We start from the raw sequence: 24,769 nt of genomic DNA on the forward strand, positions 1-24,769 counted from the left end.
TTCACCCCCGCAAAAGGCCCGGAAACCGGGCTGTGGAAAGAAAAATCACACTCAAGATCACATTTAAATCGTTATAATGTTATGGCCGTATTGTTATGCTTTTGAAACGGTGTTACCGGAACTGGTGCCTGAGGTTTTGGCTTCCAAACCGGTAGCGAAAAAGCCTCAGGCTCAAGGGTTTCCGATTGGCAAGGAGGTTGCCGTTCATGAATTTCGCCCCGCCCGTATCAGACAAGCTGCAAAGCGCCAATCGCATTCGCGCGCTTTCCTCCGATACCGTGCGCCTCGCAGGGGATTTTCAGGAGCAGGGCAAATGACAATGGCAGGTAACTTTTCTCCCCTGGTTCTGGTTGGCGATAGCGAGCGCGTGGAAGCGGAAGCCGTCGGCGCCTATCTCGACAACTGGGCAGGCAAGGACGCTCTGCGTCTTGCGACTGCCGATGCGATCAAGGCTATTCTTTCTGGCGCGACACGGCTTGCCGGTCGCATTGCACGCGGTTCGCTTCCCGGCGATCCGGGCAAGCTCGTCGGCGTCAACAGCGATCAGGACCAGCAGAAGTGCATCGATGTCGGTTCGCACAATCTGTTCGTCGAGCTGCTTATTGCGGCGGGTGCGGCCTCCATTCTTTCGGAAGAAGCGGACCTCCCCGTGGCGGGCAAGGCCGATGGGCTGGTGGCTGTCGCCATCGATCCGCTCGACGGTTCGGGCAATGTGGGCCTCGGCGCGCCGCTCGGCACGATCTTCTCGGTTTTCCCTGCCGATGTGGAAGAACCCTTCCTCCAGCCCGGCAACCGCCAGATTGCCGCCGGTTATGTGTCCTACGGCAATTCGGTCGATCTCGGCTTTTCGGTCGGCGAGGGCGTGATCTTCGCGACCTTCGATCCGGCAAGCGGGGTTTTCCATATTACGCGCCGCAATGTGATGCTGCCGGAACGCACATCCGATCTGGCGTTCAACGCATCCGTTTATCGCCACCTCTCAGACGGCATGAAAGCCTATGTGGACGATGCCTATAACGGCAAGGATGGTCCGCGCGGGCGTAACTTCAACATGCGCTGGCTCGGTGCTGCGGTGGGCGACATGCACCGCATCATGCAGCGCGGCGGCTTGTTCTTCTATGTGAATGACAGCCGCCCCGGCTACGAAAAGGGCCGCTTGCGGCTCGTCTACGAAGCCAATCCGATTGCCTTCCTTGCCCGTGAGGCAGGCGGCAAGGCGACCGACGGTTCGAGACCCGTTCTCGATATCGTCCCGCAAACCTATCACGAGCGCAGTGCACTGGTGTTCGGCGTTGCCGAAGAGGTGGATATCCTCGGCACATATTTCGCGAAATAATCTGATCTGAAGTCGACTAGGAGGCTAGAAATGGCGCGCATTACGCTGCGGCAATTGCTCGATCACGCCGCTGAAAAGGGTTACGGCGTCCCGGCATTCAACATCAACAACATGGAACAGGCGCTCGCCATCATGGAAGCGGCGGATGCCGTCGATGCGCCGGTGATCCTGCAGGCTTCGCGCGGCGCGCGCGCCTATGCCAACGACATCATGCTCCGTCACATGATGGATGCGGTGACGGAAATCTATCCGCATATCCCGGTCTGCGTGCATCTGGACCATGGCAACGAAGCCGCCACCTGCATGACCGCCATTCAGGCAGGCTTCACCTCCGTCATGATGGACGGTTCGCTGAAGGCAGACGGCAAGACGCCTGCCGACTGGGACTACAACGTCTCCGTCACGCGCCAGGTCAGCGAGATGTCGCATCTGGGCGGCATTTCGGTTGAAGGCGAACTCGGCGTTCTGGGTTCGCTCGAAACAGGCATGGGCGATGCCGAAGACGGCCATGGCGCGGAAGGCGTGCTGTCGCACGACCAGCTTCTGACCGATCCGGACGAGGCCGTGAAGTTCGTGCGCGAAACCAAGGTCGATGCGCTGGCAATCGCCATGGGCACCTCGCATGGCGCCTACAAGTTCAGCCGTAAGCCGGATGGTTCCGTGCTCGCCATGCATGTGATCGAGGAAATCCATCGCAAGCTGCCGAACACGCATCTTGTCATGCACGGTTCGTCTTCGGTACCGGAAGAGTTGCAGGAAATCATCAACAAATACGGCGGCCAGATGAAGCCGACCTGGGGCGTTCCGGTTGAGGAAATCCAGCGTGGCATCAAGCATGGCGTGCGCAAGATCAACATCGACACAGACAACCGCATGGCGCTGACCGGCCAGATCCGTCGTGTCCTGCAGGAAGACCCGAGCGAATTTGATCCGCGTAAATATCTGAAGCCCGCCATGGCTGCGATGACCAAGCTGTGCAAGGAGCGTTTCGAGCAGTTCGGCACCGCCGGTCATGCTGCGTCGATCCGTCCGATCCCGCTTTCCGACATGGCTAAGCGCTATCGCGATGGCTCGCTGGACCCGAAGTTCAGCTAAATTTAGCGGACACGACAAAAGAAAAGCGGAGGGGAAACCTTCCGCTTTTTTGCTTTCTGGGCCCGTTGATAATAGTTGATAAAGGCTTTAACCTGCGATCACGCAACCAATGGAGGCCAACCATGATTAGCGCAGACCTTGGCAAGCAGCTTGAAAGCTACATTCAAAACCTTGTCGATACGGGACGATACGGCTCGAAAAGCGAGGTTTTGCGAGAAGGCGTGCGGCTGGTTCAGGAGCGGGAAACCCGTCTTGCTGCGCTCGACGCCTCGATCATGCGCGGGATTGCCGACGCTGATGCGAACCGCACATCCGGTGCGGAGGAAGTATTCGGGGCCTTGCGTAAACGCTATCAGGCAATGCTGCCGGACACGACCGAATGAAGGTCCATTTCACGGACGAAGCGACGGATGATCTCCTGCGGATAGGCGACTATATCGCGAGGGACAATCCGCTCAGAGCTTTATCCTTTATCGATGAAATGGAACGGGAATGCCTGGCGCTTGCTGCCTCGGCGGAGGCTTTTCCACTGGTGCCCCGATATGAAAAGCAGGGCATTCGCCGCAAGGTCCATGGCAATTACCTGATCTTTTACCGTGTGGATGTCGATCAGTTGGTTATCGTCCATATCCTGCACGGCGCACGGGATTATGCCGCTATAATCCCTGAAAACTGAGCCGTTCAGTTCAACCCGGCCCGAAAATCATTTCGGGCCGGTGTGAAAAATTACGGGCGATCAGGCCTTGTTGTACTTCGCGTCAACTTCGTTGATCGCGTTGACATTGCCAGCCGAACGGCCACCTTCGTCAAAGGTTTGCGCGAGGAAGGCGTCGGCAATGGTTTTGGCCACTTCCGAACCAATGACGCGGGCGCCCATGGTGATGATCTGCGCATTGTTGGAGAGTGCTGCGCGTTCCGCCGAATAGGTGTCGTGCGTCAGCGCTGCGCGAATGCCGGGAACCTTGTTGGCCGCGATGCACACGCCGATGCCGGTGCCGCAAACGAGGATGGCGCGATCATAGGTGCCATCGAGAACGGCGGAAGCCACGCGGTCGGAAAGATTGGCGTAGAATGCATCCGCGCCAGCGTCCGTGCGCGAGATTTCCGAAACCTCGAAGCGATCCTTGAGGTGATCGGCCAGAACCTTGGCCAGACCTTCGCCGGCGCTGTCGCCTGCTACTGCTATTTTCATGACGTTACTCCTTATTTGGATGCAATTTTGTTGGCGCACCGGGCCAGAATGTCGAGATAGCCTTCCACGTTCCACGCCGAGCGGCCAATAAACAGGCCGTCAATGTGCGGGCAGGCGATCAGTTCCTCGCAATTGCCCGGATTGACCGAGCCGCCATAAAGGCACGGCACGCGGCGACCGAGCACGCTTTCTGCAACCGCGATGATTTCCGCCTGTCGCGCATCGGCATAGTCGGCGGAAGCCGGGATGCCGTTTTCGCCGATGGCCCAGACCGGCTCATAGGCAAACAGGATTTCAGCCTGCTTCTGGCTGTCGGAAAGTTTGGAAAGCGCGCCGCGCACTTCTTCTTCAAGCACGTGTGCCGCGCGTCCGCTTTCGCGGTCTTCCAGCGTTTCCCCAATGCAGATGAGCGGGATCAGGCCGTGGCGCACAGCGGCCTCGACCTTGAGGCCAACCGTTTCGTTGGTTTCACCGAAATGTTCACGGCGCTCGGAATGACCGAGTTCGACAATATCGAGATTGCAATCCTTGAGCATCAGCGGCGAAATCTCGCCGGTCCATGCACCCTGATCAGCCCAGTGCATGTTCTGCGCGCCAACCTTGACGGAGGTTCCGGACAGGATTTCCTTCACTTCGCGCACGGCGGTAAACGGCGGGATGACAAAGCGCTGGATGTCGGCGGAACGGCCTCCGTCAGCCGCCTTCAGCGCTTCCGCAAAGATGCGGGCTTCGGCCAGCGTCTTGTTCATCTTCCAGCTGGTGCCAATCCAGAATTTGGTCATGCGTAACTGTTCCTAGTCTGCTGCTATTGTCAGTCTGATCCCGGCCTGCTCAAGCTCGTCCAGAACCTCTGCGCCGGGGGATGAATCGGTTATGATCGCGTCGAAATCCGACAGATTGGCCATGACGTGAAGGGCCGGGCGCCCAAACCGCTGGTGATTGACCAGAAGGCAGGTACGGGCTGCGGATGCTGTCATCGCGCGCTTTGTGCGCACCACATTCTCATCCATATGATAGACGAGCTTGCCATTGACTGCGGGCGAGGAAATGAAGGCGATGTCGGCGCTGAGGTGTGACAAGGCGCCTTCCGTCAGAATGCCGAAGAACGCATTGAACTTGGCCGAGAAAACACCGCCAAGCGCGATGAGATTGATCCCGTTCTCGCCCTTCAGCTCATCGATGATGACGGCGTTGTTGGTGATGACGGTGAGCGGGCGCTTTTCCCGCAGCATACCGCCCAGAAGTGCGGCCATGGAACCATCATTGACCATCACGGTCATGCCCGGCTCCACAAGCTCAAGCGCGGCGCGGGCCATCTTCTGCTTGGCTTCGCCGTCCTGCCGCTCGCGGAAGCGGAAATCGCTCTCGAACTGCGTACCCGCGTCGATCGTCGCACCGCCGCGCACCTTGCGCAGCACACCGGTATGTTCCAGCGAATCCAGATCGCGATGAATCGTCATTTTGGAAACGGCAAACCGATCCGCCAGATCGTCGAGATCGACGGCCTGATTTTCGATCAGAAGGTTTATGATCGCCTGTCTTCTGTCGTCGCGCTTCACGCTTTATCCGATCTGTTGGGCGGAACATTATTGCATGAAGTTAGATCACAAAATCACAAAAAAATCCACGGCAAAAATGTGATTTTGTTATTTTCCGTTCGGTCGTCCGACAAGCGCCTTTGCTGTCCGCTCATCGGTGATGAGGCCGTAAAGACGCCCGCTTTTCAGCACGGCGCGAATGGCGTCCGCCTTGGAAAGGCCGCCCGCAAGGCCCACGATACGGCTCATATCCGCGTTTTCCACGGAAGCCGCGATGGTACGGGCCGTCAGTGCGGTTTCAAGGCGCTGGCCGTTGGCATCGAAAAAATGGCCGAGCATTTCGCCAACACCGCCGAGGCTGGCGATCTCTTCCACTTCGGCCAGTTCTATCATGCCGGATGTGACAAGCTGCGCCTGCGCATCGACTGTGCCGATGCCGACGATTTTCAGTTCGGCCTGGCAACCCATGTCGAAAACCGTGGTGACGCCGCGCTGCGCGAGCAGCACTTCGCGGTCTTCCGCTGTGTTGGCGAAGAAGGGCACCGGCATCACATAAGCGGGCATTCCGGTTTTTTCCGCGATGCGGTGCATCACATCATGCGGGTTGGCGGCGAAATTGCGCGTCAGTCCGCCGAGCAGCGAGACGAAACGCAGATCATTGGCGACGACACGCGGCATATAGCTGACCGCTGCCGAAAGTGTGCGGCCATGGCCGATGCCGATGACCTCATGATCGCCATGCTCGATTTCGCGGCGCATGAAATTCGCGCCCGCATGGCCGAGCGCCATCAGCGGCAGGCCCTCCTCACCAATGTCGGGCGCAACCTCGCAATAGTCGAGGTCGTACATATCGGCGAGGCGGTTTTCGAGGTCGATGCATTCGGTGATGTCGCCGTCGATACTGACCTTCACCGCGCCATCGGCAACAGCCTTGGCAATGAGACGGTGGGCTTTCACCGAAGGCAGGCCAAGGCGCTTGGCAACGGCAGACTGGGTCATGCCCGCCACGAAATGAAGCCAGGCGGCGCGAAGCGCCAGAGAATCGTCTGCATCTGCCATTATAGAAAGCGTTCCCGTCTTGATTTCCCTATATCTTCAAGTCCTTAGCGCCAGTGTCAATGTGCGGAGCCCAGAAAGCCACACTTTCCGCAATCTGCGGAATGACTTCACGGTCGTTCGGCTCGCGCTCCTTGAACGAAAGTTCGAGGCAGATTTCATTATCCACCGCGCCGCCTTCGGCAAAAGCTTTCAAAAGCGGTTCCGGCTGGATGCGTCCCTTGGCATTGAATGCGGCAGTGAATGGACGATGCCCGCCCTTGTCCATCAGGCTTTGCTTGATGTGAATGATGGGTGAGACTTTCGGCACGGCGCGCGCCCAGGCGTAAGGATCGAAATCGTCCGGATTGGCGGACGTCACATCGCCGTGGTCGATATCGGCCATCATCCACATCGGAATTGCCATGTCGGCAGCACTGAGGCGATCCTGAAGTTTCATGCATTCGGCAATCGTTTCGCCAAATTCGCGCCCGACGCTCATCGGCTCCCAGAACACATAGTCGAGACCGGCACGGCTCGCATGTTCGGCGACTTCCGCCCAGCAATCGATGGCGACCTTGACAAGCTCTTCGCGGCGCGCCGGATCGTCGAAATCCTTATAGGTGAAGATCGCAAACTGCGTGCCGACGGACTTGCCGCCGAGATCGCCGATGATATCGGCAAAAGTCTTGAACCAGTCGATATAATAGCGACGCACTTCTGCGTCGGGATGGCCGAAATGGTTGAGGCGGCCATAGGGGCCAGTCATGCCCGAAGTGACCCGGACGCCGGTGCGCTGTAAGGCCTTGTCCATGTCGCGGGTGAGGCGGCGGATGGTTGAAGCCTGCCAGCTTGGATTGATGAATTCATGCGTAAGCTGGAGGTCACGCAGGCGCAGGTCGCGGGCAACCGTTTCGATCAGGTCATCCGGTTCGGCAAAGCGGTTGACCAGCGGATTGGTGTTAAGCGAAAGCGTAAGGGCCATGTCGTCCTCAAGCAACTAGATTGGCGTTGTCGAACCATTCCACAAAGGCGGCGCGTTCGGCTTCGGTCAGGTGTAGGTAATGCTTGGTGCGGCGATAGAGAATGTCTTCCGCCGTCTTCGCCCATTCCTTTGCCACGAGATAACGCACCTCCGCCTCGTGGAAATCGCCGCCGAAATGACGGCCAAGCCCTTCGAGATTCTGTGCGCCAGCCACCACGTCCTTCGTGCGTGCGCCATAGAGACGGCCATAATGATGGACGAGCGTGCGCGGCATCCACGGATAGGTGTCGCGCAAACTATTGGCGAAGGTTTCATAATCGGCATTGGCGATTTCGCCGCCCGGAAGCGGTGCGTCATGCGTCCAGTCGCCGCCCATTTGCGGGAAGATGTGCTTGAGGCGATGCATCCCGCGCTCCGCCAGTTCGCGGAAGGTGGTGATCTTGCCGCCAAAGACGTTGAGCAGCGGTGCGCCGCCGGTTTCATCGAGGTCGAAGACGTAATCGCGGGTGACGGCGGAAGGGTTGCCCTTGCCATCGTCGAACAGCGGGCGCACGCCGGAGAAGGAGTGCAGCACGTCTTCGCGCCGGAGCTTTTCCTTGAAATAGCGGTTCACTGCAGTCAGCAGATATTCGATTTCCTTCTCATCCGCTGCAACGTCTTCCGCCCGGCCTTCATAGGCAATGTCGGTGGTGCCGATCAGCGCCTTGTCGCCCTCATAAGGATTGATGAAGATCACGCGCTTGTCGTGGTTCTGGACGAGATAGGCATTGGCGCCCGACCAGAATTTCGGAACGATGATGTGGCTGCCCTTGACGAGACGCACATTGCGCGAGGAGTTGGAGCCGGCGACATTGTGGATGACATCTGTAACCCATGGTCCGGCGCAATTGACGACGCAGCGCGCGCGGAATGTACGGGTTTCGCCGGTGTCGCGGTTTTTTGTTTCCACGGTCCAGCCGCCATTCTCGCGGCGTGCGGAGACGACCGGCGTGCGGGTGAGGATGGTTGCGCCCTTTTCGGCGGCACCCACCGCATTGAGCGCCACGAGACGGGCATCATCGACCCAGCAGTCGGAATATTCAAAACCCTTGGTGTACTGGTCGAGGATCGGCGTGCCTTCCGGGTCACGGCGCAGATCGAGCGTGCGCGTGCCGGGAAGCTTCTTGCGGCCGCCGAGATGGTCATAGAGAAACAGGCCGAGCCGCACCAGCCAGGCCGGGCGGTCCTGTGGGCTGTGCGGCAGCACGAAGCGCATCGGCCAGATGATGTGCGGAGCGGCGTTCAAAAGGACTTCGCGTTCGATCAGCGCTTCACGCACAAGGCGGAACTCATAATATTCGAGATAGCGCAAACCGCCATGCACCAGCTTGCCCGACCGCGATGATGTGCCTTGGGCCAGATCGTCCTTTTCCGCCAGCACGACCTTGAGGCCGCGCCCGGCAGCGTCGCGGGCCACGCCCGCGCCGTTGATGCCGCCGCCGATTACAAACAGGTCGCAGGTTTCCGGTTCAGCCATTTCAATGTTTCCTTATTTGCCGGAAGCGAGTTTGTCCCAGACCGGCGCAAGAGCCAGCCGCGCTTCCCGATAGGCAACGAAAAGTTCTTCATAATGCCGTGCACGTGCCGCATCCGGCGCTTCGCTTGCGCCCAAAAGCGGCTCCACCCATTCGGCGATGCAGTCGTCCATGCTTGGATAGGCACCGATGGCCACCGCAGCCATCATGGCGGCACCGGCAGCGCCTGCCTCCTCGCGGGCCGAAACGCGCACCGGGGCATTGACCGCTGCGGCAAGGGTGCTGCGCAGCGCTTTTGAGCGCGCCGCGCCGCCAGTAATGCGCAGTTCGGCGGGCATTTCACCCATGGCGGCGTAGCAATCGCGCGTCGCCATGCCGAGCCCTTCCACGACCGAACGCACCAGTTCCGGGAAACGGTCGCGGCTGGAAAGGCCGATGAACCCGGCGCGCGCATCGGCATTCACAAAGGGGCCGCGCTCGCCAGCTTCCGAAATGTAAGGGTGATAGAGGATCGCGCCGGGACGGCTGGCATTGAACCAGCCGTCGAGGCGCGGAATGAGGTCGCCAAGCGAAACCGGCTTGTCCGGCGTCGACATGAGATCGGCTGCGACCTGCAATATCCAGTCGATATTGATGGTTGCGCCCATATTGGTCTGCACCTGCGTGACAATGCCGGTAATCGGCAGCGCGATGACGTAGCCGGTGCCTTCCTTGTTCAGATGAATATCGGCGACCGGCTTTGCGCGCATGTGCACGCCTGTGGAACCGATGGTCGAGCATCCCGCGCCCGCCGTGCCGCCGCGAACACCCGCACCGAGCGCTGTCATGGCCATATCCACATAGGCAAGACTCACCGGCGTTCCTGCCCGCAAACCTGTTGCAGCTGCCGCTTCGGGGGAAAGCGGATGCTGCACTTGCGTCCCGTCGATGATCTCCGGCAGCAATCCGCGGCGTTTCGTCAGGCCGAGCGCGTCGATGACGACATCGTCATACTGACGATTGCGGAAATTGCCGAAGGTGAAGCTTGCTTCCGAGGGATCGGTGGCGCGAACGCCGGTGAGATTGAGATAGAGCCAGTCCTTGCAGTGAAGGGCGACCTCTGCATTGTCGAGCAGTTCCGGCGCGATTGTGTCCATATGCGCCATCTGCGCGCCCTGCTGGCAGGTATTCAGCCCGGTTCCGGTCGCTTCAAAGCGCGCGCGGTTCATGGGGCCAGCGGCAAGCCGCGTGACGGTCGTTGCCGCGCGGGCATCGAGCCACAACCAGGCATCGCCAACCGGCTGGTTGTCGCGACCGACAAGCCAGGTTCCGTCACCCTGTCCGGTGACGGCAATCGCGGCGGTGCGTTGGCCAAGGCCCGGCAGCTTGGCGCCAAGATCGCGCAAGGCGCGCGCGCAGTCATGCCATGTCTGGGAAAGTGATTGCGTGACGGCGCCATGGTCGCCGGTATCGTATTTGTTGCGAACGGCTGCAGACTCGATCTGACGTCCGCTGAGATCGAAAGCGACTGCCTTGAGCACGGAAGTGCCCGCGTCGATCCCGATGATGATGTCACCTTTCTCACGCATGGCGGATATGTGCTTTCATTGACATTTGGATTCCTCCCGCGACTGAAAATACGTCGCTCCCAGCCCCGTTTATAATGAAGTCGGGCAATGGCGTATGCCGGAGATAACATAACGCTATCAGCTTGTCTGTAAAATTTTCGAGAGAGCGAATTTTTTTTCACCAAAGAGTGATTGTGGGGAAAATCGCTATGCGTTCAAGCGCGTGCCTGGTTTCGTTTTCTTCAATCCATCGTCTTTTATTATCCGCTGAATTGTCCTCAATATACTGAAAACAAACGATAAAAATTGCAATTTCAATTGGTGTCCGGTTTGGCTTTTCTGGAAAACAGTGCACTGTGAATAGCACGTGCAGTAGCGAATTATGTAGTGGATTTCACTAGTCCGTGATCGGGATTCGGCGTGAAATTGTGCTAATTCACCGGTGTTTCGAAAACATCCGATTGACAGCTTTCGAGCTTTATAACATCATTATTGGAGTTAATAACACGCCGCTATCATAAGTTCCGATTGCGGCGCATCTGTTTCCAGGATGCACGGAGGAGCGGGGCCCTGGAATTCATGTGGAGGCTATCATGATCACGTCCGTCGCATCCTGCACCGCTTTGGCGGAGGCTTTCGCCTATCCGGCAAGCCCGATGGGTTTGGTCGAGGGTGGTCTCCAGGCGGTTTAATACAGCCGCATCATCCGTTTCCATAACGACAATCCGGCAGAATTGCTGAAGGCGTTTGATAATGAGTGCACAAACCAGTCAAGTTTCACAAAAACCCGCCAGGCTGAGCCGCGCCGTCGTCTGGAGCGTGATCGCTGCGGTTGTGGTTGTCGGTGCGATTGCTTTCGACACGAAGGTCGTGAAGATCGGGTCTGATTCCGATGTGCGCCAGCAGGCTTTCTCTCCCGATGCCTATGGCGCTTCCGAATTTCCCAAGGTGAAGGCCAGCGTTGAGCAGCGTGCCGTGGATGCTGTTGAAGTTGGAACGGCTCTTGCCGCCGACAAGGCAGCAGCCGGAAAGAAATATGGCGTGGGCGACGTCAATCCGGTTGTCCCGGTCAAGTTCACGGGTACGGTGGAAGAGCGCAAGTCCAACTACAATATCGTGAAGGTCGACGGCCTGCCTGAAGGCATGGTTATCCGTGTCCAGACCGGCCCTGCCGTCAACGGCACCGATCTGCGCGATGCGACCGGCGAAATCCAGTTCGGCCAGTTCAAGAACCAAATCGAATACCAGAATGCCGGTTCTGCCCTGAACAACGAGATGAAGAAACAGGTGCTTTCGGGCGTCGATGTCGAGAATCTCACCGGCAAGACCATATCGGTGGTCGGCGTGTTCAAGGTCGTCAATCCGAAGAACTGGCTCGTCACGCCGGTAGGGCTTGAAGTCAAATGAGCACGGCTTCCAAAATCGAAGGCAAAAACGGCGATGTCGTTCTTGCCGCGCATAACGTTGCCAAATCCTACGGTCGCATTCATGCCTTGAAGGGCGTGAATTTCGAAATTCGCCGTGGTCAGGTCACGACGCTTTTCGGTGAAAACGGTGCTGGCAAATCGACGTTGATGAAAGTGCTTTCGGGCGTCATCCAGCCGACCTCCGGCACGATCATTCTTGACGGCGAGCCGGTGACGTTCAATTCGTCCACCGAAGCGCGCGATCTCGGCATCTCGATCATCCATCAGGAATTGAGCCTCGCACCCAATATGAACGTGCGCGACAACATCTTCATGGGACGTGAAATCCGCACCGCCACCGGCGTCGATTTCGCCGAGGAAGAACGGCTGACGCGTGAGCTTCTGAAGGAACTGGAAGAAGACATCGACCCGCTGACGCCGGTCGAGGAACTTCGTCTCGGCCAGCAGCAGGTCGTTGAAATCGCCCGCGCTCTTTCGGTCAATTCGCGCATTCTCATCATGGACGAGCCGACATCGGCGCTCAGCGCCTCGGAAGTCGAGGTTCTGTTCAAGGTGATCCGCGATCTGACGGCGCGCGGCGTCGCCATCGTCTATATTTCGCATCATCTGGAAGAAGCCTTGCAGATCACCGATCATGCGGTGGTGCTGCGCGACGGAACCATGACGGCCTATGCGCCGCGCGCGGAAATCGATCTGGAATGGATCGTGCGCAACATGGTCGGCGAGAACTTCGATCTCGGCTCGCCGCCGACCGGCTATGACTGGGGCGATGTTGCGCTTTCGGTTGAGAACCTGACCGTTCCCGATCCGGCTGGCGCGGGTTTCTCGCTGGTCGACCGCATGTCACTCAATGTGCGTGCGGGCGAAATCGTCTGCATTTACGGTCTCATGGGTGCCGGTCGTACGGAGCTTCTGGAAACGGTTGCCGGTCGTCTCAGGGCAAGCGGCGGACGCATTCTGCTGAAAGGGCAGGATATTTCCGGTCTCACCATCGCTGAACGTATCGAAAAGGGACTCGTGTTGGTGCCGGAAGATCGCCAGCGCGACGGTCTCGTTCAGACGATGACGGTCGGCAAGAACCTGTCGCTCGCCAGCATTGCCGAAATGACCAAGGGTCTTTTCACATCGCGCAAGCGCGAAAAGCAGATTGTCGATCAGTCGATCAGGAATGTGCACATCAAGACGGACGGCGGCGAAGCCGCAATCGGTTCGCTCTCCGGCGGCAACCAGCAGAAGGTTGTGATCGGCAAGATGCTGGCAACCGAGCCGGAGGTCATCCTGCTCGATGAGCCGAGCCGCGGCATCGACATTGGCGCAAAAGCGGAAGTGTTCAAGCTTCTGGCCGAAAAGGCAAAGCAGGGGCTGGCCGTGGTCTACACGACTTCGGAAGTCGGCGAATGCCTCAGCATCGCGCATCGTATCATCGTCATGCACCGTGGACGCATCTCCGCCGAATTCGGATCGGACGTGTCCAAGGAGAAGATCATGGCCGCCTCGGGCGAAGCCATGGTCGGTCACTAAAATAGTTATGGAGCACTGATAGAATGTCAGTCACGAGCACCAACAAAGAAACAGCGGCTCCGAACGGCGCGAAGCGAAAACCCGGCATCGTGCATCTGCTGCTCGAAGGTCGTGCATTCTTTGCGCTGATCGCGATCATCGCCGTCTTCTCGTTCCTTTCGCCTTATTATTTCACGGTCGGCAACTTCCTCATCATGTCGTCGCATGTGGCCATTTTCGGCCTTCTCGCGATTGGTATGCTGCTTGTCATCCTCAATGGCGGCATCGATCTTTCCGTTGGCTCCACATTGGGGCTGGCCGGTGTGGTCGCCGGGTTCCTGATGCAGGGTGTGACCTTGCAGGAATTCGGCATCATCCTTTATTTCCCGGTCTGGGCCGTGGTTCTCATTACCTGTGCGCTCGGCGCGTTCGTCGGCGCGGTCAATGGGGTGCTGATCGCCTATCTGCGCGTTCCGGCCTTCGTTGCGACGCTCGGCGTTCTCTATTGCGCGCGCGGCGTGGCGCTTCTCATGACCAATGGCCTGACCTACAACAATCTCGGCGGACGTCCGGAGCTTGGCAATACGGGCTTTGACTGGCTTGGCTTCAACAAGCTGTTCGGCGTGCCGATCGGCGTTCTGGTTCTGGCGGTTCTCGCCATCATCTGCGCCATCGTTCTCAACCGCACCGCATTCGGCCGCTGGCTCTATGCATCGGGCGGTAACGAACGTGCGGCTGAACTGTCCGGCGTTCCGGTCAAGCGCGTCAAGGTGTCGGTCTATGTCATTTCCGGCATCTGCGCAGCCATTGCAGGTCTGGTTCTTTCTTCGCAGCTCACGTCGGCTGGTCCGACGGCAGGCACCACCTACGAACTGACGGCAATTGCTGCCGTGGTTATCGGTGGCGCTGCGCTCACTGGGGGGCGCGGTACTATACAGGGCACGCTTCTCGGCGCTTTCGTGATCGGTTTCCTTTCCGACGGCCTCGTGATTATCGGCGTGTCCTCCTACTGGCAGACCGTCTTTACCGGCGCGGTGATCGTGCTCGCGGTTCTGCTCAACAGCATTCAATACTCCCGGCGATGATCGATAGCGGCTCTGTCCACCGTTCCGGATGGAGCCGCGAAAACAGCCGGGTGTATCGAAAGACTTCCAGGAAGGCACAAGATCTCGAAAACGGCCTGATGGAAATGAGTACCGCCGGGGAACCGGCATAACGCAAACGAAAAATGTTAAGGGAGTGAGACCATGTTCAAGAAGGGAATGCGCGTTCTGTTCGCCGCTGCGGCAGCGTTGCCTCTCATCGCCAGCACCGCTTGGGCCGAAGGACTGATGACGATCATCGTCAACGATCCGTCCAACCCGTACTGGTACACGGAAGGCGAGATCGCCAAGAAGACTGCTGAAGGTCTCGGCTACAAGGCTGTTGTCGGCGGCCACAAGGGCGACACCAACACCGAAAGCAACCTGATCGACACGGCTATCACCAACAAGTCGGTCGCCATCATTCTCGATCCGGCCAATGCGGACGGTTCGGTCGGTGCGGTCAAGCGTGCAATCGCCGCCAACATCCCGGTTTTCCTCGTCAACGCGGAAATCAACCAGGAAGGTCTGGCCAAGGCACAGCTCGTTTCCAACAACGCACAGGGTGCCGCTCTTGGTGCCACCCAGTGGGTCGAAAGCGTTGGCGACAAGGGCAAATATGTCGAGCTGTTCGGTTCACCATCGGACAACAACGCCGCAACGCGCTCGAACGGCTATGAAACCGTTCTATCGCAATATCCCGATCTGGTGAAGGCCGGTCAGGACGTTGCCAACTGGGACCGCACCCAGGGCCATGACAAGATGCAGGCTCTGCTTCAGGCCAATCCGGACATCATCGGCGTCATCTCCGGTAATGACGAAATGGCTCTGGGCGCAATTGCTGCTCTGAAGAAAGCTGGCAAGCTGGATCAGGTGAAGGTCGGTGGTTTCGACGGTTCGCCGGATGCGGTTGCAGCCATCAAGGCGGGTGAACTGCAGTACACCGTTCTGCAGCCGGTTGCCGTGTTCTCGGAAGCTGCCGTCAAGCAGGCCGACAACTTCATCAAGACCGGCAAGACCGGTGTGGATCATGAAAAGCAGCTCTTCGACTGCATTCTGATCACCAAGGACAATGTCGACAAGTACACCTCGCCGTTCGTTCTCGAACAGTAAGGTTTGAAAAGACGCATCCCGGAAGCCAATAGCGCTTTCGGGATGCGTATTCTGGAAGTCCCTCTCCTCAATAAAGTCCCATGCAATCACTCGCTGGATTTTGGGGCTGAAGACCGCGCAATATAAAGCCTATCAGGCGATTCCGAAGCTTTCGGAACGCGCAAGCAAGGGGACAAGTGACAGGCATGGCAGTGAGCAACAAAGCAAGCATTGACAAGCTGATGACGAATGGCCTCACGACGGGGCAGGTGCCGAACGATAGCCGGCATGCGCGTCAGCTGATCCGGCGCCAGCAGATTGCGGAAACTGTAATGGCCGAAGGCTCGATGCGTATCGAGGACCTCACCGAACGGTTCGGCATCAGCCTGATGACAGCGCATCGCGATGTCGATGAACTGGTAAGCCGTGGCTTGTTTCGCAAGTCGCGCGGCATCGTGTCGGCTGCGCCCACAAGCCTGATCGAGGCAAGCGATCTTTATCGCGTCACCCGCCAGTCGGAAGAAAAGAAACTGATCGCTGAAGCTGCAATGCAGTTCGTTGAGCCGGGACAGGCCATTTTCTTCGACGATTCCACCACTGTCCTGCAAATGGTGCCGCATCTGCCGGGCAAGGGACCGCTCACAGTTATTACCAACTCGCTGATCCTGATGAATGAGGTACGTGACATCAAGGATGTGACGCTGCTCGGTCTTGGCGGTCAGCTCTATAACTGGTGCAACGCATTCGTCGGCGGCATGACGATCCATGAAATTCGTCGTCTTCGCGCCGATGTGGCCTTCATTTCGATTGCTGCGATCACTGACGATCTTCTGTTCCACCAGTCGCCGGAAATGGTGGAGACCAAGCGCGCCATGCTGGACTGTGCCGCCAGGCGTATTCTTCTGGCCGATCACACAAAATTCGAGCGCCGGGCGCTGCACAATTTCGGTGCGCTCAGCGACTTCGATGTCGTGATTGTCGACGAAAAAACGCCCTTCGCGCATATCGAGCGCATGGAAGCGCAAGGCATCAACGTGGTGGTTGCCCGCGCTGGAACAGGCGGAAAGCAAGAATAGCCCGCGCATACTTATCAGGAATACGATACATGCCTTCTCTGCTCGGAATCGACAGCGGACTGACCGTCACCAAAGCCGTATTGTTCGATGTTGACGGAACCACCCTTGCCGTTGCCCGCCGCCGCGTGGCGCAATCGCTGCCGCGCCCGCGCCATGTCGAACGCGACATGGATGAATTCTGGAGTGCGACCGCCGATGCGATTGCGGAAGTCATCGCCAAAAGCGGGCGGCCTGCCTCCGATATTCTGGCAATCGCCACCACAGCGCATGGTGATGGCATCTACATGCTCGACAAGGATCGCCGTCCGCTTGGCGCAGGCATATTGTCGCTCGACAGCCGCGCTGTCGATGTTGCGGAGCGCTGGGTCAATAGTCCCGTTGCAGAGCAGGCCATAACCATCACCGGCCAGCTTCCCCATGCATCGGCACCATCGGCCATTCTGGCATGGGTGAAGGAAAACGAACCGGAACGCTATGGCCGCATTGCGCATGTGATCGCCTGCAAGGACTGGCTGCGCTTTTGCCTGACCGGCGATGTCGGCACGGATCGCACGGAAGCCTCGACCTCCTTCACCGATGTCAACACGCAGGAATATTCGAAAGAAGCGCTCGCCCTTTTCGGGCTCGATGCGCTTTGGGATGCCCTACCGCCCATGTCGCGTTCCGATGAAATCGTCGGCAGCGTCTCGGCTGAATGCGCGGAACGTACCGGCCTTATCGCCGGAACGCCGGTTGTTGGCGGCTTGCACGATGTCACCGCTTCAGCGCTTGGCGTCGGCGGGCTTGGCATCGGGACCGTTGCCGTGGTTGCCGGGACCTATTCCATCAACGAAACACTGTCTTCCGAACCGCGTGTCGACAAAAGCTGGTTCTGCCGCAACGGCATTGCGCCGGGCGAATGGAACAATATGTCGATCTCGCCCGCATCGACGGCCAATTATGACTGGTTCCTCGACAGGCTCTGCCCGGCAGAACGGCGCGAGGCGGAAGAAACAGGGCGCTCGATCCATGATATGCTGCGCCCGGAAATCGATGCGGCATTGGCGAAGCCTTCGACAGCGATGTTCCATCCTTATCTTTTCGGATCGCCCTATGGAGCGATGGCAAGCGGCGCCTTCTTCGGTCTGCGCGGCTGGCAGGACCGGGGCGACATGCTGCGCGCCGTATGGGAAGGCATTGCCTTCAATCATCGCATTCATGTCGATTACCTGAAGGACGGGTTTGCAATCTCCGCCGCGCGCCTCACCGGCGGCGTGTCGCGTAGCCCGGCTTTCGCGCAGATGTTTGCCAATGTCCTCGGTATGCCCGTTACCGTCACGGATACGGACGAGGCGGCGGCGTGGGGGGCTGCACTTTGCGCTGGCAAGGGGGCCGGTGTCTTTGCCGATGTCTACAGCGATCCGCGCGATCTCGACGCCATAGGCCGCACCTATGAACCGGATGCAGCGCGAAGCGCGCTTTATGAAAAGCGCTATCAGCTTTTCAAGGAGATCGCATCTGCGCTTGGGCCGGTCTGGCCAAAGATCGAAGCTCTTGCGGATTGAAGGACAAGGCGCGATGCGCCACAGACATAAAGACAGTAAGATGAATGACTTCGCAGGCAAAGCCGGAATGAAAAGCCGCATCGGACAACTGGAAGCCGAGGGCGTGGATGTGCTCATCCTTGGCGCTGGTGTTAATGGTGCGGGGCTTTATCGCGATCTTTGCGAGCAGGGCATAAGCTGCCTCATCGTCGACAAGGCGGATTTCGGTTCCGGCACAAGTGCTGCCCCGTCGCGGCTTATCCATGGCGGCCTGAAATATCTGGAAACCGGCGAGTTCGGGCTTGTGGCCCAGTCCACGCTGGAGCGCAATCTGCTTCTGAAAAATGCGCCGCACAATGTCGAGCCGCTGCCGACTTTCATTCCTGTCTTTTCGTGGACCAAGGGCATCACGGCGGCGCTGCGCACCCTGTTCGGCTCGACGACCGCGCCACGCAGCCGTGGCGCCGTGCTGATCAAGATCGGTCTGGCACTTTACGATTATTTTGGTGCGCGCGAGCGCGTCATGCCGCGTCACCGTTTTCTGCTGAAGGAGACGGCGACGAAGGAAATGCCCTATATCACGCCCGCAATCGTGGCGGGCGGCATCTATCATGATGCGAAGGTCAGCCAGCCGGAACGTCTGGTCTATGAACTTGTTAGCGACGGCTTGCGCGCTAATCCGAAAAGCGCTGCCGCCAATTTCACGACACTGGTTTCCGCTGATAACGGCGTGATCGGTTTTGAAGGACCGGACGGGGAGAAATTCTCGGTCAGGCCGAAGCTCGTCATTAATGCCTCGGGACCTTGGATCGACCGGGTCAATGCCGCGCTCGGCAAGCCGACAAAGATGATCGGCGGCACCAAGGGCTCGCATATCCTCATCGACCATCCCAAGCTGGTGGAAAGCCTGAATGGGCGCATGATCTATTTCGAGGCCGACGACGGACGCATCTGCCTCGTCTACGATTATCACGGTCTGGTGCTGGTGGGGTCCACCGATATTCCATCGGATGATCCGGACAATGTGCGCTGCGACGATCCTGAAACCGATTATTTCATCGACAGTCTGCGTTCGCTGCTGCCCAGCCTGCAATTCGACCGCAGCCAGATTGTCTACACCTATAGCGGCATCCGCCCGCTTCCGGCTTCCAATGCGTCCGAACCGGGCCTCATCAGCCGCGACCATTCCGCGCCCGTCATCGAGGCGGATAGCGAACGGCCATTCGCCATTATTTCACTTGTGGGCGGCAAGTGGACCACATTCCGCGGCTTTGCCGAAGAAGTGGCCGACAAGGTTATGGGCCGTTTCGACAAGACCCGGCGGGTATCGACGCGCAACCTTGCCATTGGCGGCGGTCGGGATTATCCGGCGGATGACCGCGCCCGCAAGGCCTGGGTGACGAAATATGCCACCGAGACACGGCTGCCCGCCGCTCGGGTTGAAACCCTCTTGAAGCGCTATGGCAGCACGGCTCTGCCGATCCTTCGCGCGGAAGCGGGTACGTCAGTCACGATGCTGCCGGATACCGACACGGTCAGCACGACGGAAATCGCATGGATCGCGCGCAACGAGCTTGTCGTGCATCTGGCGGATGTCGTTTTACGGCGCACCACGCTTGCAATCGATGGGGCGCTGACGACCGGAAATCTTGCTGCAATCGCCGATATTCTGGCGCGGGAGCTTGGCTGGGATGATGCGCGCAAGGCGCAGGAAATCGAGGCGGTCAAAACCGAGCTTGAGAAGCGGCATAATGTGATTTTGCAGGCGCGGCCCGCCAAAAGACGCTGACCCCTTGGTGGAGTTGATCTATGGTGCCTTGCCTGCGAACAGGAAAGGAAACGCGCCATGGATATCAAGCGAAACGGAACCGATCCTTCGGGAAAAGGCCCAGCCGACTGGTTTACGGGCAATGTCCGTATCGATCCGCTGTTTTCTCCCAATAATGCCCGGCGCGCTGCAGCTGCGACGGTGACATTCGAGCCCGGCGCCCGCACGGCCTGGCACACGCATCCGCTTGGCCAGACCCTGATTGTGACCGCAGGCCTTGGCCTTGTGCAGCGCGAGGGCGGGCCGATTGAGGAAATCCGGCCCGGCGATGTGGTCTGGTTCGAGCCGGGCGAAAAACACTGGCACGGCGCATCGCCCAATAATGCCATGACCCATATCGCTATTCAGGAACAGCTTGACGGCAAGGTGGTGGATTGGATGGAGCATGTCAGCGACATGCAATATGGCGGGGCGAAGTAAAATCCGCTCCGGTTTTGCGCAGCTTTCAGAAACCGGCACGCGCGATCAATGGTCCAGTCTTGCGCAAAACGCAAAGATGATTGCGCATATTGCGAAGAGATGTTTCCCGTTTCCCCTATCATGTTGTTTCCAATAAAAACAATGGGGAGAAGAGAATGAAGCACCTACTTCTTTTGCTTGCAGCAAGTGTCGCCAGCCTTGCCAGCGTGCATGCGCATGCCGCCGAAAGCGAAACCTGCAAGGCACCCAAATTTTCCGATGTCGGCTGGACCGACATTACTGCGACGACGGCGCTTGCCTCGCTACTGCTTGAAAAAGCCGGATACGAGCCGCAAACGACCATTCTTTCCGTGCCGGTCACTTTCCAGTCGCTGGAAAACGGGCAGATCGATATCTTCCTCGGCAACTGGATGCCGCTTCAGGAAGAAGCGCGCAAACCCTATCTGGACAGAAAGGCGTTTGAGCCGGCAGGCGTCAATCTGGAAGGCGCGAAAATCGGCCTTGCCGCAACGGGCAAGGATCTCGGCATCAGGAACTATGCCGATATCGCCAAGTTCAAGGACGAGCTTGGCGGCAAGATCTACGGTATCGAGGCCGGCAGCAGTGCCAATGCCACGATCCAGTCTATGGTTGAGAAGGACACGTTCGGCCTGAAGGATTTCCAGCTTGCCGAATCCAGCGAGCAGGCCATGCTCTCGCAGGTTCAAAATGCGGTGCGCAAGGACGAACCTATCGTGTTCTTCGCCTGGACGCCGCATCCGATGAATATTCGCTACAAGATTACCTATCTGGAGAATGGCGACAATCTGTTCGGCCCGGATGATGGTGCGGCAACCGTCGAAACTTTGACCCGCAAGGACTATGCAACCGACTGCCCCAATGTCTCTCGCTTTCTGTCGAACCTGAAGTTCAACACGGAGATGGAAAGCACGATGATGAACATGATCCTGAATGACGGCATGGAAGCCAGGGACGCCGTCACGAAATGGATCAAGGAAAACCCGGCGCAGCTTGATGCATGGCTCGATGGCGTGACCACTTTCGACGGCAAACCGGCACTTGCCGTGGTGAAGTCGGGTCTGGGCCTATAAGCTGATTGTTACTGCCGCAGCTTGCTCGGCGATTGACCGAAATGCCGCTTGAAAGCGCGCGACAGCGAACTGATCGACGAAAAACCGGTCTGTTCCGCTGTGTCCGCCATGGAAAGATGTGTATCGAGGATCAACCGCCGGGCCGCTTTGAGCCGGAGCGACAGATAGTAATTGCCTGGAGACTGCCCGATCACATTGGCGAACAGCAATTCAAGGCTGCGCGTCGAAAGGCCGAGCCTGCGGGCGATGCTCGTCACGGGGATCGGGCGGTCGATATGGGTTTCCATGATTTTTATGGCGTCCGCCAGCCGGGGTTCGCGGTTGAGCAGACGGCCAAGGGAAACGAGCGGCTGGGCATCGGAAGCCTGTTTCACCTCATCGTATATATAGAGGCTCGCCACATCCAGCGCGATGGAATAGCCATGGCGGGCGCGAATGAGTGCCAGCATCATGTCGAGCGCTGGCGCCGCCCCTCCGGTCGTCAGAAATGCCCCGTCCCGCACCCAGCGGTCCGATTGCATTTCGATTTCCGGGAAGCCCTGTGAAAATGCTTCCATATCCTCCCAATGTGTGGTCGCTTTGCGTCCGTTGAGCAGTCCCGCCTTTGCCAGCACCCATGATCCGGCCTCCACGCCGACGATAAGCCTCGACTGTCTGGCGGCGTGGCGCAACATGGCGAGAAGCTTCGGCGTCGCATGTTCCAATGCATGAAAGGCGCTGACAATGATCAGAATGTCCTGCGCGCCAGCCTCGAAACGGCCATTGGCCGCAACCTTGAGACCGCTCGATGTAACAGGATCGCTGCCGTCCGGCGACACCACCCGCCAGCGATAAAGCGAGCGACCCGTTACGCGATTGGCGCCGCGCATCGGGTCCAGCGTTGCAGCCAGCGACATCAGCGAACAATCCGGCAGGACCAGCAGGGTAACGCTCAGTTCTTCATCGGAAGGTTCAAAGATCATGCACTTCGCTCTTCGCCAAATCAATTTCGTAAAATGATAATCCCGGCATTTCGCGACCTGTCAAGCTTGGTGAAAATTGAGGGAAACGATCATGCCTTTAAAGCCTGCCCGCGAAATATTCATCACTGCTGCCGTCACCGGTGCCGGAGCCACCACGCACCGCTCGAACAAGGTGCCGATCACGCCGCGCCAGATCGCGGATGCGGCCATTGAAAGTGCCGAAGCAGGTGCCGCCGTCGCGCATATTCATGTGCGCGATCCGGAAACGGGTGAACCATCGCGCAAGCTTGAGCTTTTCCGCGAGGTTGTGGACCACATCCGGGCGTCCGGTGTCGATATCGTGCTGAACCTGACGGCAGGTGTCGGCGGCGATCTGGTCTTTGGATCGGCGGAAGCACCGCTGCCGCCCGATGCCGCCAAGACCGATATGGCGGGCGCGACGGAGCGGCTTGCCCATGTCGCTGAACTCTTGCCGGAAATCTGCACGCTGGATTGCGGCACGATGAATTTCGGTGAAGGCGATTATGTGATGACCAACACGCCCGCCATGCTCAGGGAAATGGCCGGGCAGATACAGCGGCTTGGCGTGCGCCCGGAGATCGAGATTTTCGACACCGGCCATCTGCCGCTTGCCCAATGGCTGCAGCAGCAGGGCCTGCTTGACGATCCGGTTCTGGTGCAATTGTGCATGGGTATTCCATGGGGCGCGCCCGACGATCTGGCGACACTGGTTTCGATCCTCCACAACCTGCCGGATAACTGGATTTTCTCGGCGTTCTCCATCGGCCGCAATCAGTTGCCCTATGCAGCGCTTGCCGTGCTGGCAGGTGGCAATATCCGCGTTGGGCTGGAAGACAACATCTGGCTGGACAAGGGCGTGCTGGCGTCGAATGGCGATCTGGTCGAGCGGGCCAAAGCCATCGCCGTCAATATGGGGACGAAGGTTCTGACGCCTGCCGAAGTCCGCGAAAAACTCAAGCTTACAAAGCGCTGGTGATATCCATGAACAGCCATCCTCCCAAGATTGCCTGTATCGGCAGCGGTGTCATCGGCAGCGGCTGGGCCGCGCGCTTTCTGCTCAACGGTTTCGATGTGGCCGTTTATGATCCGTCGCCCGATGCAAAGGCGACGACCGAACACATTCTCGACAATGCGCGCAAGGCGCTGGCGGCGCTGACCACCGTGCGCCTTCCGCAGGAGGGGCGACTGTCCTTTTCCGCTTCGCTGGCAGAGGCAGTGGCAGGCGCGGTGCTCATTCAGGAAAGCGTGCCTGAACGCCTCGACCTGAAGCTTGCCGTGATGGCGGAGATTGAAGCAGCCTGTGCAGACGATGCGCTGATCGCCTCGTCCACTTCCGGCTTTCTTCCAAGCAAGTTGCAGGCGGGGCTACGCCATCCGGAGCGCCTGCTGATCGCGCATCCCTACAATCCCGTTTACCTGTTGCCGCTGGTTGAACTGGTGCCGGGAGGCAAGACTTCCGTATCGATAATCGAAAGTGCGTCCGCGCTCTACCGCCAGACCGGGATGGAGCCGGTCGTGCTTGAGAAGGAGATCGACGCCTTTGTCGGTGACCGGCTTCTGGAAGCGCTGTGGCGCGAGGCCTTGTGGCTCGTGCGCGACGGTATCGCCACGGTCGAGCAGATCGACGATATCATCCGCTATTCGTTCGGGCTTCGCTGGGCGCAGATGGGGCTGTTCCAGACCTATCGCATTGCCGGTGGTCCGGCAGGCATGCGGCACTTCCTGGCCCAGTTCGGGCCTGCGCTGCAATGGCCATGGACGAAGCTGACAGATGTGCCCGATCTCGATGACAGCCTCATCAACCGTATCGCGGACCAGTCGGACGCGCAGAATGAAGGGCTTTCCATCCGCGATCTGGAGCGGATTCGCGATGAAAATCTGGTCGCCATCATCCGCGCGCTTGCGCAACAGCAAAACGGCAAGGGCTGGGGCGCGGGCGCACTTCTCAATGCCTATACAGCACGGCTCGATGCGGCTGCGGAGCCTTCCGAGGCGGGTTCCGGCCCATTGCGCCTTCTGGACGTGCGCGTGATCCCGGAATGGATCGACTATAACGGCCATATGACCGAACATCGTTATCTCGATGTATTCGGCCAGGCGACGGACAGGTTTCTGGCGCATATCGGTGTGGACGAAGCCTATCTGAAATCCGGTCACAGCTATTATACGGTCGAAACCCACATCATGCATCGCGGCGAGGCCAAGGCAGGCGATGCGCTGCATGTCGAAACGCAGTTGCTCTCCTTCGACGAGAAGCGCGCACATGTCTTTCACAGCCTCCGGCGTGGCGATACGGAAATCGCGAGTGCCGAGCAGATGCTGCTGCATGTCGATAGCAAGGCGGGCAAGGCGGTCGCCGCGAAGGCCGAAATTCTTGCCGCACTTGAGGGGCTTTCCCGCACGCATCGGGAGATGCCGACGCCGATTGCCGTCGGGCGGCATGTCGGCAGACGCGGCTGAACGGTTTCCGGTTCTTTCTCCGAAAATGAAGCGTCGGTTCCCGAT

At 58.8% G+C, this 24,769-nt stretch carries 23 protein-coding genes and 1 pseudogene; 15 read left to right on the forward strand and 9 right to left on the reverse strand.

The features are described 5' to 3' along the window. Nucleotides 1–313 precede the first annotated feature (313 nt). From JNC70_RS03935 to JNC70_RS03950, 4 genes are all read left to right on the forward strand, one after another. Entirely contained in the window at nucleotides 314–1,336 is a 1,023-nt protein-coding gene (locus JNC70_RS03935; RefSeq protein WP_104755630.1) for a class 1 fructose-bisphosphatase, read from the forward strand. A 30-nt stretch (nucleotides 1,337–1,366) separates the two neighbouring features. Further along, entirely contained in the window at nucleotides 1,367–2,431 is a 1,065-nt protein-coding gene (gene fba / locus JNC70_RS03940) for a class II fructose-bisphosphate aldolase (RefSeq protein WP_006472452.1), read from the forward strand. Nucleotides 2,432–2,553: 122 nt separating this feature from the next. Continuing rightward, the gene (locus JNC70_RS03945; RefSeq protein WP_104755629.1) at nucleotides 2,554–2,814 is read left to right on the forward strand and encodes a type II toxin-antitoxin system ParD family antitoxin; all 261 of its coding nucleotides are present in this window, start codon (nucleotides 2,554–2,556) and stop codon (nucleotides 2,812–2,814) included. Beyond that, nucleotides 2,811–3,107, forward strand: coding sequence for a type II toxin-antitoxin system RelE/ParE family toxin (locus JNC70_RS03950; RefSeq protein ID WP_104755628.1), 297 nt, complete (start codon nucleotides 2,811–2,813; stop codon nucleotides 3,105–3,107). The genes JNC70_RS03945 and JNC70_RS03950 overlap by 4 nt, the downstream gene beginning before the upstream one ends. A 60-nt stretch (nucleotides 3,108–3,167) precedes the next feature. Here JNC70_RS03950 and derI read toward each other — a convergent pair whose 3' ends face one another. The 8 genes and pseudogenes from derI to JNC70_RS03990 all read right to left on the reverse strand — a co-directional run. Beyond that, nucleotides 3,168–3,623 (reverse strand): D-erythrulose-4-phosphate isomerase, encoded by a 456-nt coding sequence (derI, locus tag JNC70_RS03955; RefSeq protein ID WP_104755627.1) that lies wholly within the window; start codon nucleotides 3,621–3,623, stop codon nucleotides 3,168–3,170. A gap of 11 nt (nucleotides 3,624–3,634) precedes the next feature. Beyond that, a complete protein-coding gene (locus JNC70_RS03960; RefSeq protein WP_104755626.1) occupies nucleotides 3,635–4,405 on the reverse strand; it encodes a triose-phosphate isomerase in 771 nt (256 codons plus the stop codon). Between the two features lie 12 nt (nucleotides 4,406–4,417). Next, on the reverse strand, nucleotides 4,418–5,182 hold the full coding sequence (locus JNC70_RS03965; protein ID WP_104755625.1) for a DeoR/GlpR family DNA-binding transcription regulator: 765 nt from the start codon (nucleotides 5,180–5,182) through the stop codon (nucleotides 4,418–4,420). An 87-nt stretch (nucleotides 5,183–5,269) separates the two neighbouring features. Further along, a complete protein-coding gene (locus tag JNC70_RS03970; protein WP_104755624.1) occupies nucleotides 5,270–6,220 on the reverse strand; it encodes a sugar-binding transcriptional regulator in 951 nt (316 codons plus the stop codon). Between the two features lie 28 nt (nucleotides 6,221–6,248). After that, complete coding sequence (locus JNC70_RS03975; protein ID WP_104755623.1) at nucleotides 6,249–7,181, reverse strand: TIM barrel protein; 933 nt, start codon at nucleotides 7,179–7,181, stop codon at nucleotides 6,249–6,251. A 7-nt stretch (nucleotides 7,182–7,188) separates the two neighbouring features. Next, complete coding sequence (locus JNC70_RS03980; RefSeq protein WP_104755622.1) at nucleotides 7,189–8,697, reverse strand: glycerol-3-phosphate dehydrogenase; 1,509 nt, start codon at nucleotides 8,695–8,697, stop codon at nucleotides 7,189–7,191. Between the two features lie 12 nt (nucleotides 8,698–8,709). Continuing rightward, entirely contained in the window at nucleotides 8,710–10,263 is a 1,554-nt protein-coding gene (locus JNC70_RS03985; RefSeq protein WP_104755621.1) for an FGGY-family carbohydrate kinase, read from the reverse strand. A 633-nt stretch (nucleotides 10,264–10,896) separates the two neighbouring features. Then, nucleotides 10,897–11,016 (reverse strand): annotated as a pseudogene (locus JNC70_RS03990) (ATP-binding protein); the annotation flags it as partial. On the opposite strand from JNC70_RS03990, the gene JNC70_RS03995 reads away from it, so the two are divergent. The 9 genes from JNC70_RS03995 (at nucleotide 10,996) to choX (ending at nucleotide 21,281) form a co-directional block, all read left to right on the forward strand. Beyond that, nucleotides 10,996–11,649, forward strand: a complete 654-nt coding sequence (locus JNC70_RS03995; RefSeq protein ID WP_104755620.1) for a DUF2291 domain-containing protein — start codon at nucleotides 10,996–10,998, stop codon at nucleotides 11,647–11,649. The pseudogene JNC70_RS03990 and the gene JNC70_RS03995 sit on opposite strands and share 21 nt — an antisense overlap. Beyond that, a complete protein-coding gene (locus JNC70_RS04000; protein WP_104755619.1) occupies nucleotides 11,646–13,190 on the forward strand; it encodes a sugar ABC transporter ATP-binding protein in 1,545 nt (514 codons plus the stop codon). The genes JNC70_RS03995 and JNC70_RS04000 overlap by 4 nt, the downstream gene beginning before the upstream one ends. A 23-nt stretch (nucleotides 13,191–13,213) precedes the next feature. Further along, nucleotides 13,214–14,254, forward strand: a complete 1,041-nt coding sequence (locus JNC70_RS04005; protein WP_104755618.1) for an ABC transporter permease — start codon at nucleotides 13,214–13,216, stop codon at nucleotides 14,252–14,254. A 162-nt stretch (nucleotides 14,255–14,416) separates the two neighbouring features. After that, complete coding sequence (locus JNC70_RS04010) at nucleotides 14,417–15,364, forward strand: D-ribose ABC transporter substrate-binding protein (protein ID WP_010660875.1); 948 nt, start codon at nucleotides 14,417–14,419, stop codon at nucleotides 15,362–15,364. A 185-nt stretch (nucleotides 15,365–15,549) separates the two neighbouring features. After that, nucleotides 15,550–16,419, forward strand: coding sequence for a DeoR/GlpR family DNA-binding transcription regulator (locus JNC70_RS04015; RefSeq protein WP_104755617.1), 870 nt, complete (start codon nucleotides 15,550–15,552; stop codon nucleotides 16,417–16,419). 29 nt (nucleotides 16,420–16,448) lie between these two features. Beyond that, nucleotides 16,449–17,963: an FGGY-family carbohydrate kinase gene (locus tag JNC70_RS04020; RefSeq protein ID WP_104755616.1), complete on the forward strand. Its 1,515-nt coding sequence runs from the start codon at nucleotides 16,449–16,451 to the stop codon at nucleotides 17,961–17,963. A 40-nt stretch (nucleotides 17,964–18,003) separates the two neighbouring features. Continuing rightward, entirely contained in the window at nucleotides 18,004–19,731 is a 1,728-nt protein-coding gene (locus tag JNC70_RS04025; protein ID WP_104755615.1) for a glycerol-3-phosphate dehydrogenase/oxidase, read from the forward strand. A 57-nt stretch (nucleotides 19,732–19,788) separates the two neighbouring features. Next, the gene (locus JNC70_RS04030) at nucleotides 19,789–20,190 is read left to right on the forward strand and encodes a (R)-mandelonitrile lyase (protein ID WP_104755614.1); all 402 of its coding nucleotides are present in this window, start codon (nucleotides 19,789–19,791) and stop codon (nucleotides 20,188–20,190) included. A gap of 155 nt (nucleotides 20,191–20,345) precedes the next feature. Then, nucleotides 20,346–21,281, forward strand: a complete 936-nt coding sequence (choX, locus tag JNC70_RS04035; RefSeq protein WP_104755613.1) for a choline ABC transporter substrate-binding protein — start codon at nucleotides 20,346–20,348, stop codon at nucleotides 21,279–21,281. Nucleotides 21,282–21,289: 8 nt separating this feature from the next. Here choX and JNC70_RS04040 read toward each other — a convergent pair whose 3' ends face one another. After that, complete coding sequence (locus tag JNC70_RS04040) at nucleotides 21,290–22,243, reverse strand: GlxA family transcriptional regulator (RefSeq protein WP_104755612.1); 954 nt, start codon at nucleotides 22,241–22,243, stop codon at nucleotides 21,290–21,292. 91 nt (nucleotides 22,244–22,334) lie between these two features. Here JNC70_RS04040 and JNC70_RS04045 point away from each other — a divergent pair, with 91 nt between their 5' ends. Together JNC70_RS04045 and JNC70_RS04050 are read left to right on the forward strand one after the other, a co-directional pair. Then, nucleotides 22,335–23,240, forward strand: coding sequence for a beta-keto acid cleavage family enzyme (locus JNC70_RS04045; RefSeq protein ID WP_104755611.1), 906 nt, complete (start codon nucleotides 22,335–22,337; stop codon nucleotides 23,238–23,240). Nucleotides 23,241–23,245: 5 nt separating this feature from the next. Next, on the forward strand, nucleotides 23,246–24,724 hold the full coding sequence (locus JNC70_RS04050; protein WP_104755610.1) for a carnitine 3-dehydrogenase: 1,479 nt from the start codon (nucleotides 23,246–23,248) through the stop codon (nucleotides 24,722–24,724). Nucleotides 24,725–24,769: the final 45 nt, after the last annotated feature.

The sequence above is a fragment of the Brucella oryzae genome, from assembly GCF_041929965.1.
Taxonomy (GTDB): Bacteria; Pseudomonadota; Alphaproteobacteria; order Rhizobiales; family Rhizobiaceae; genus Brucella; species Brucella oryzae.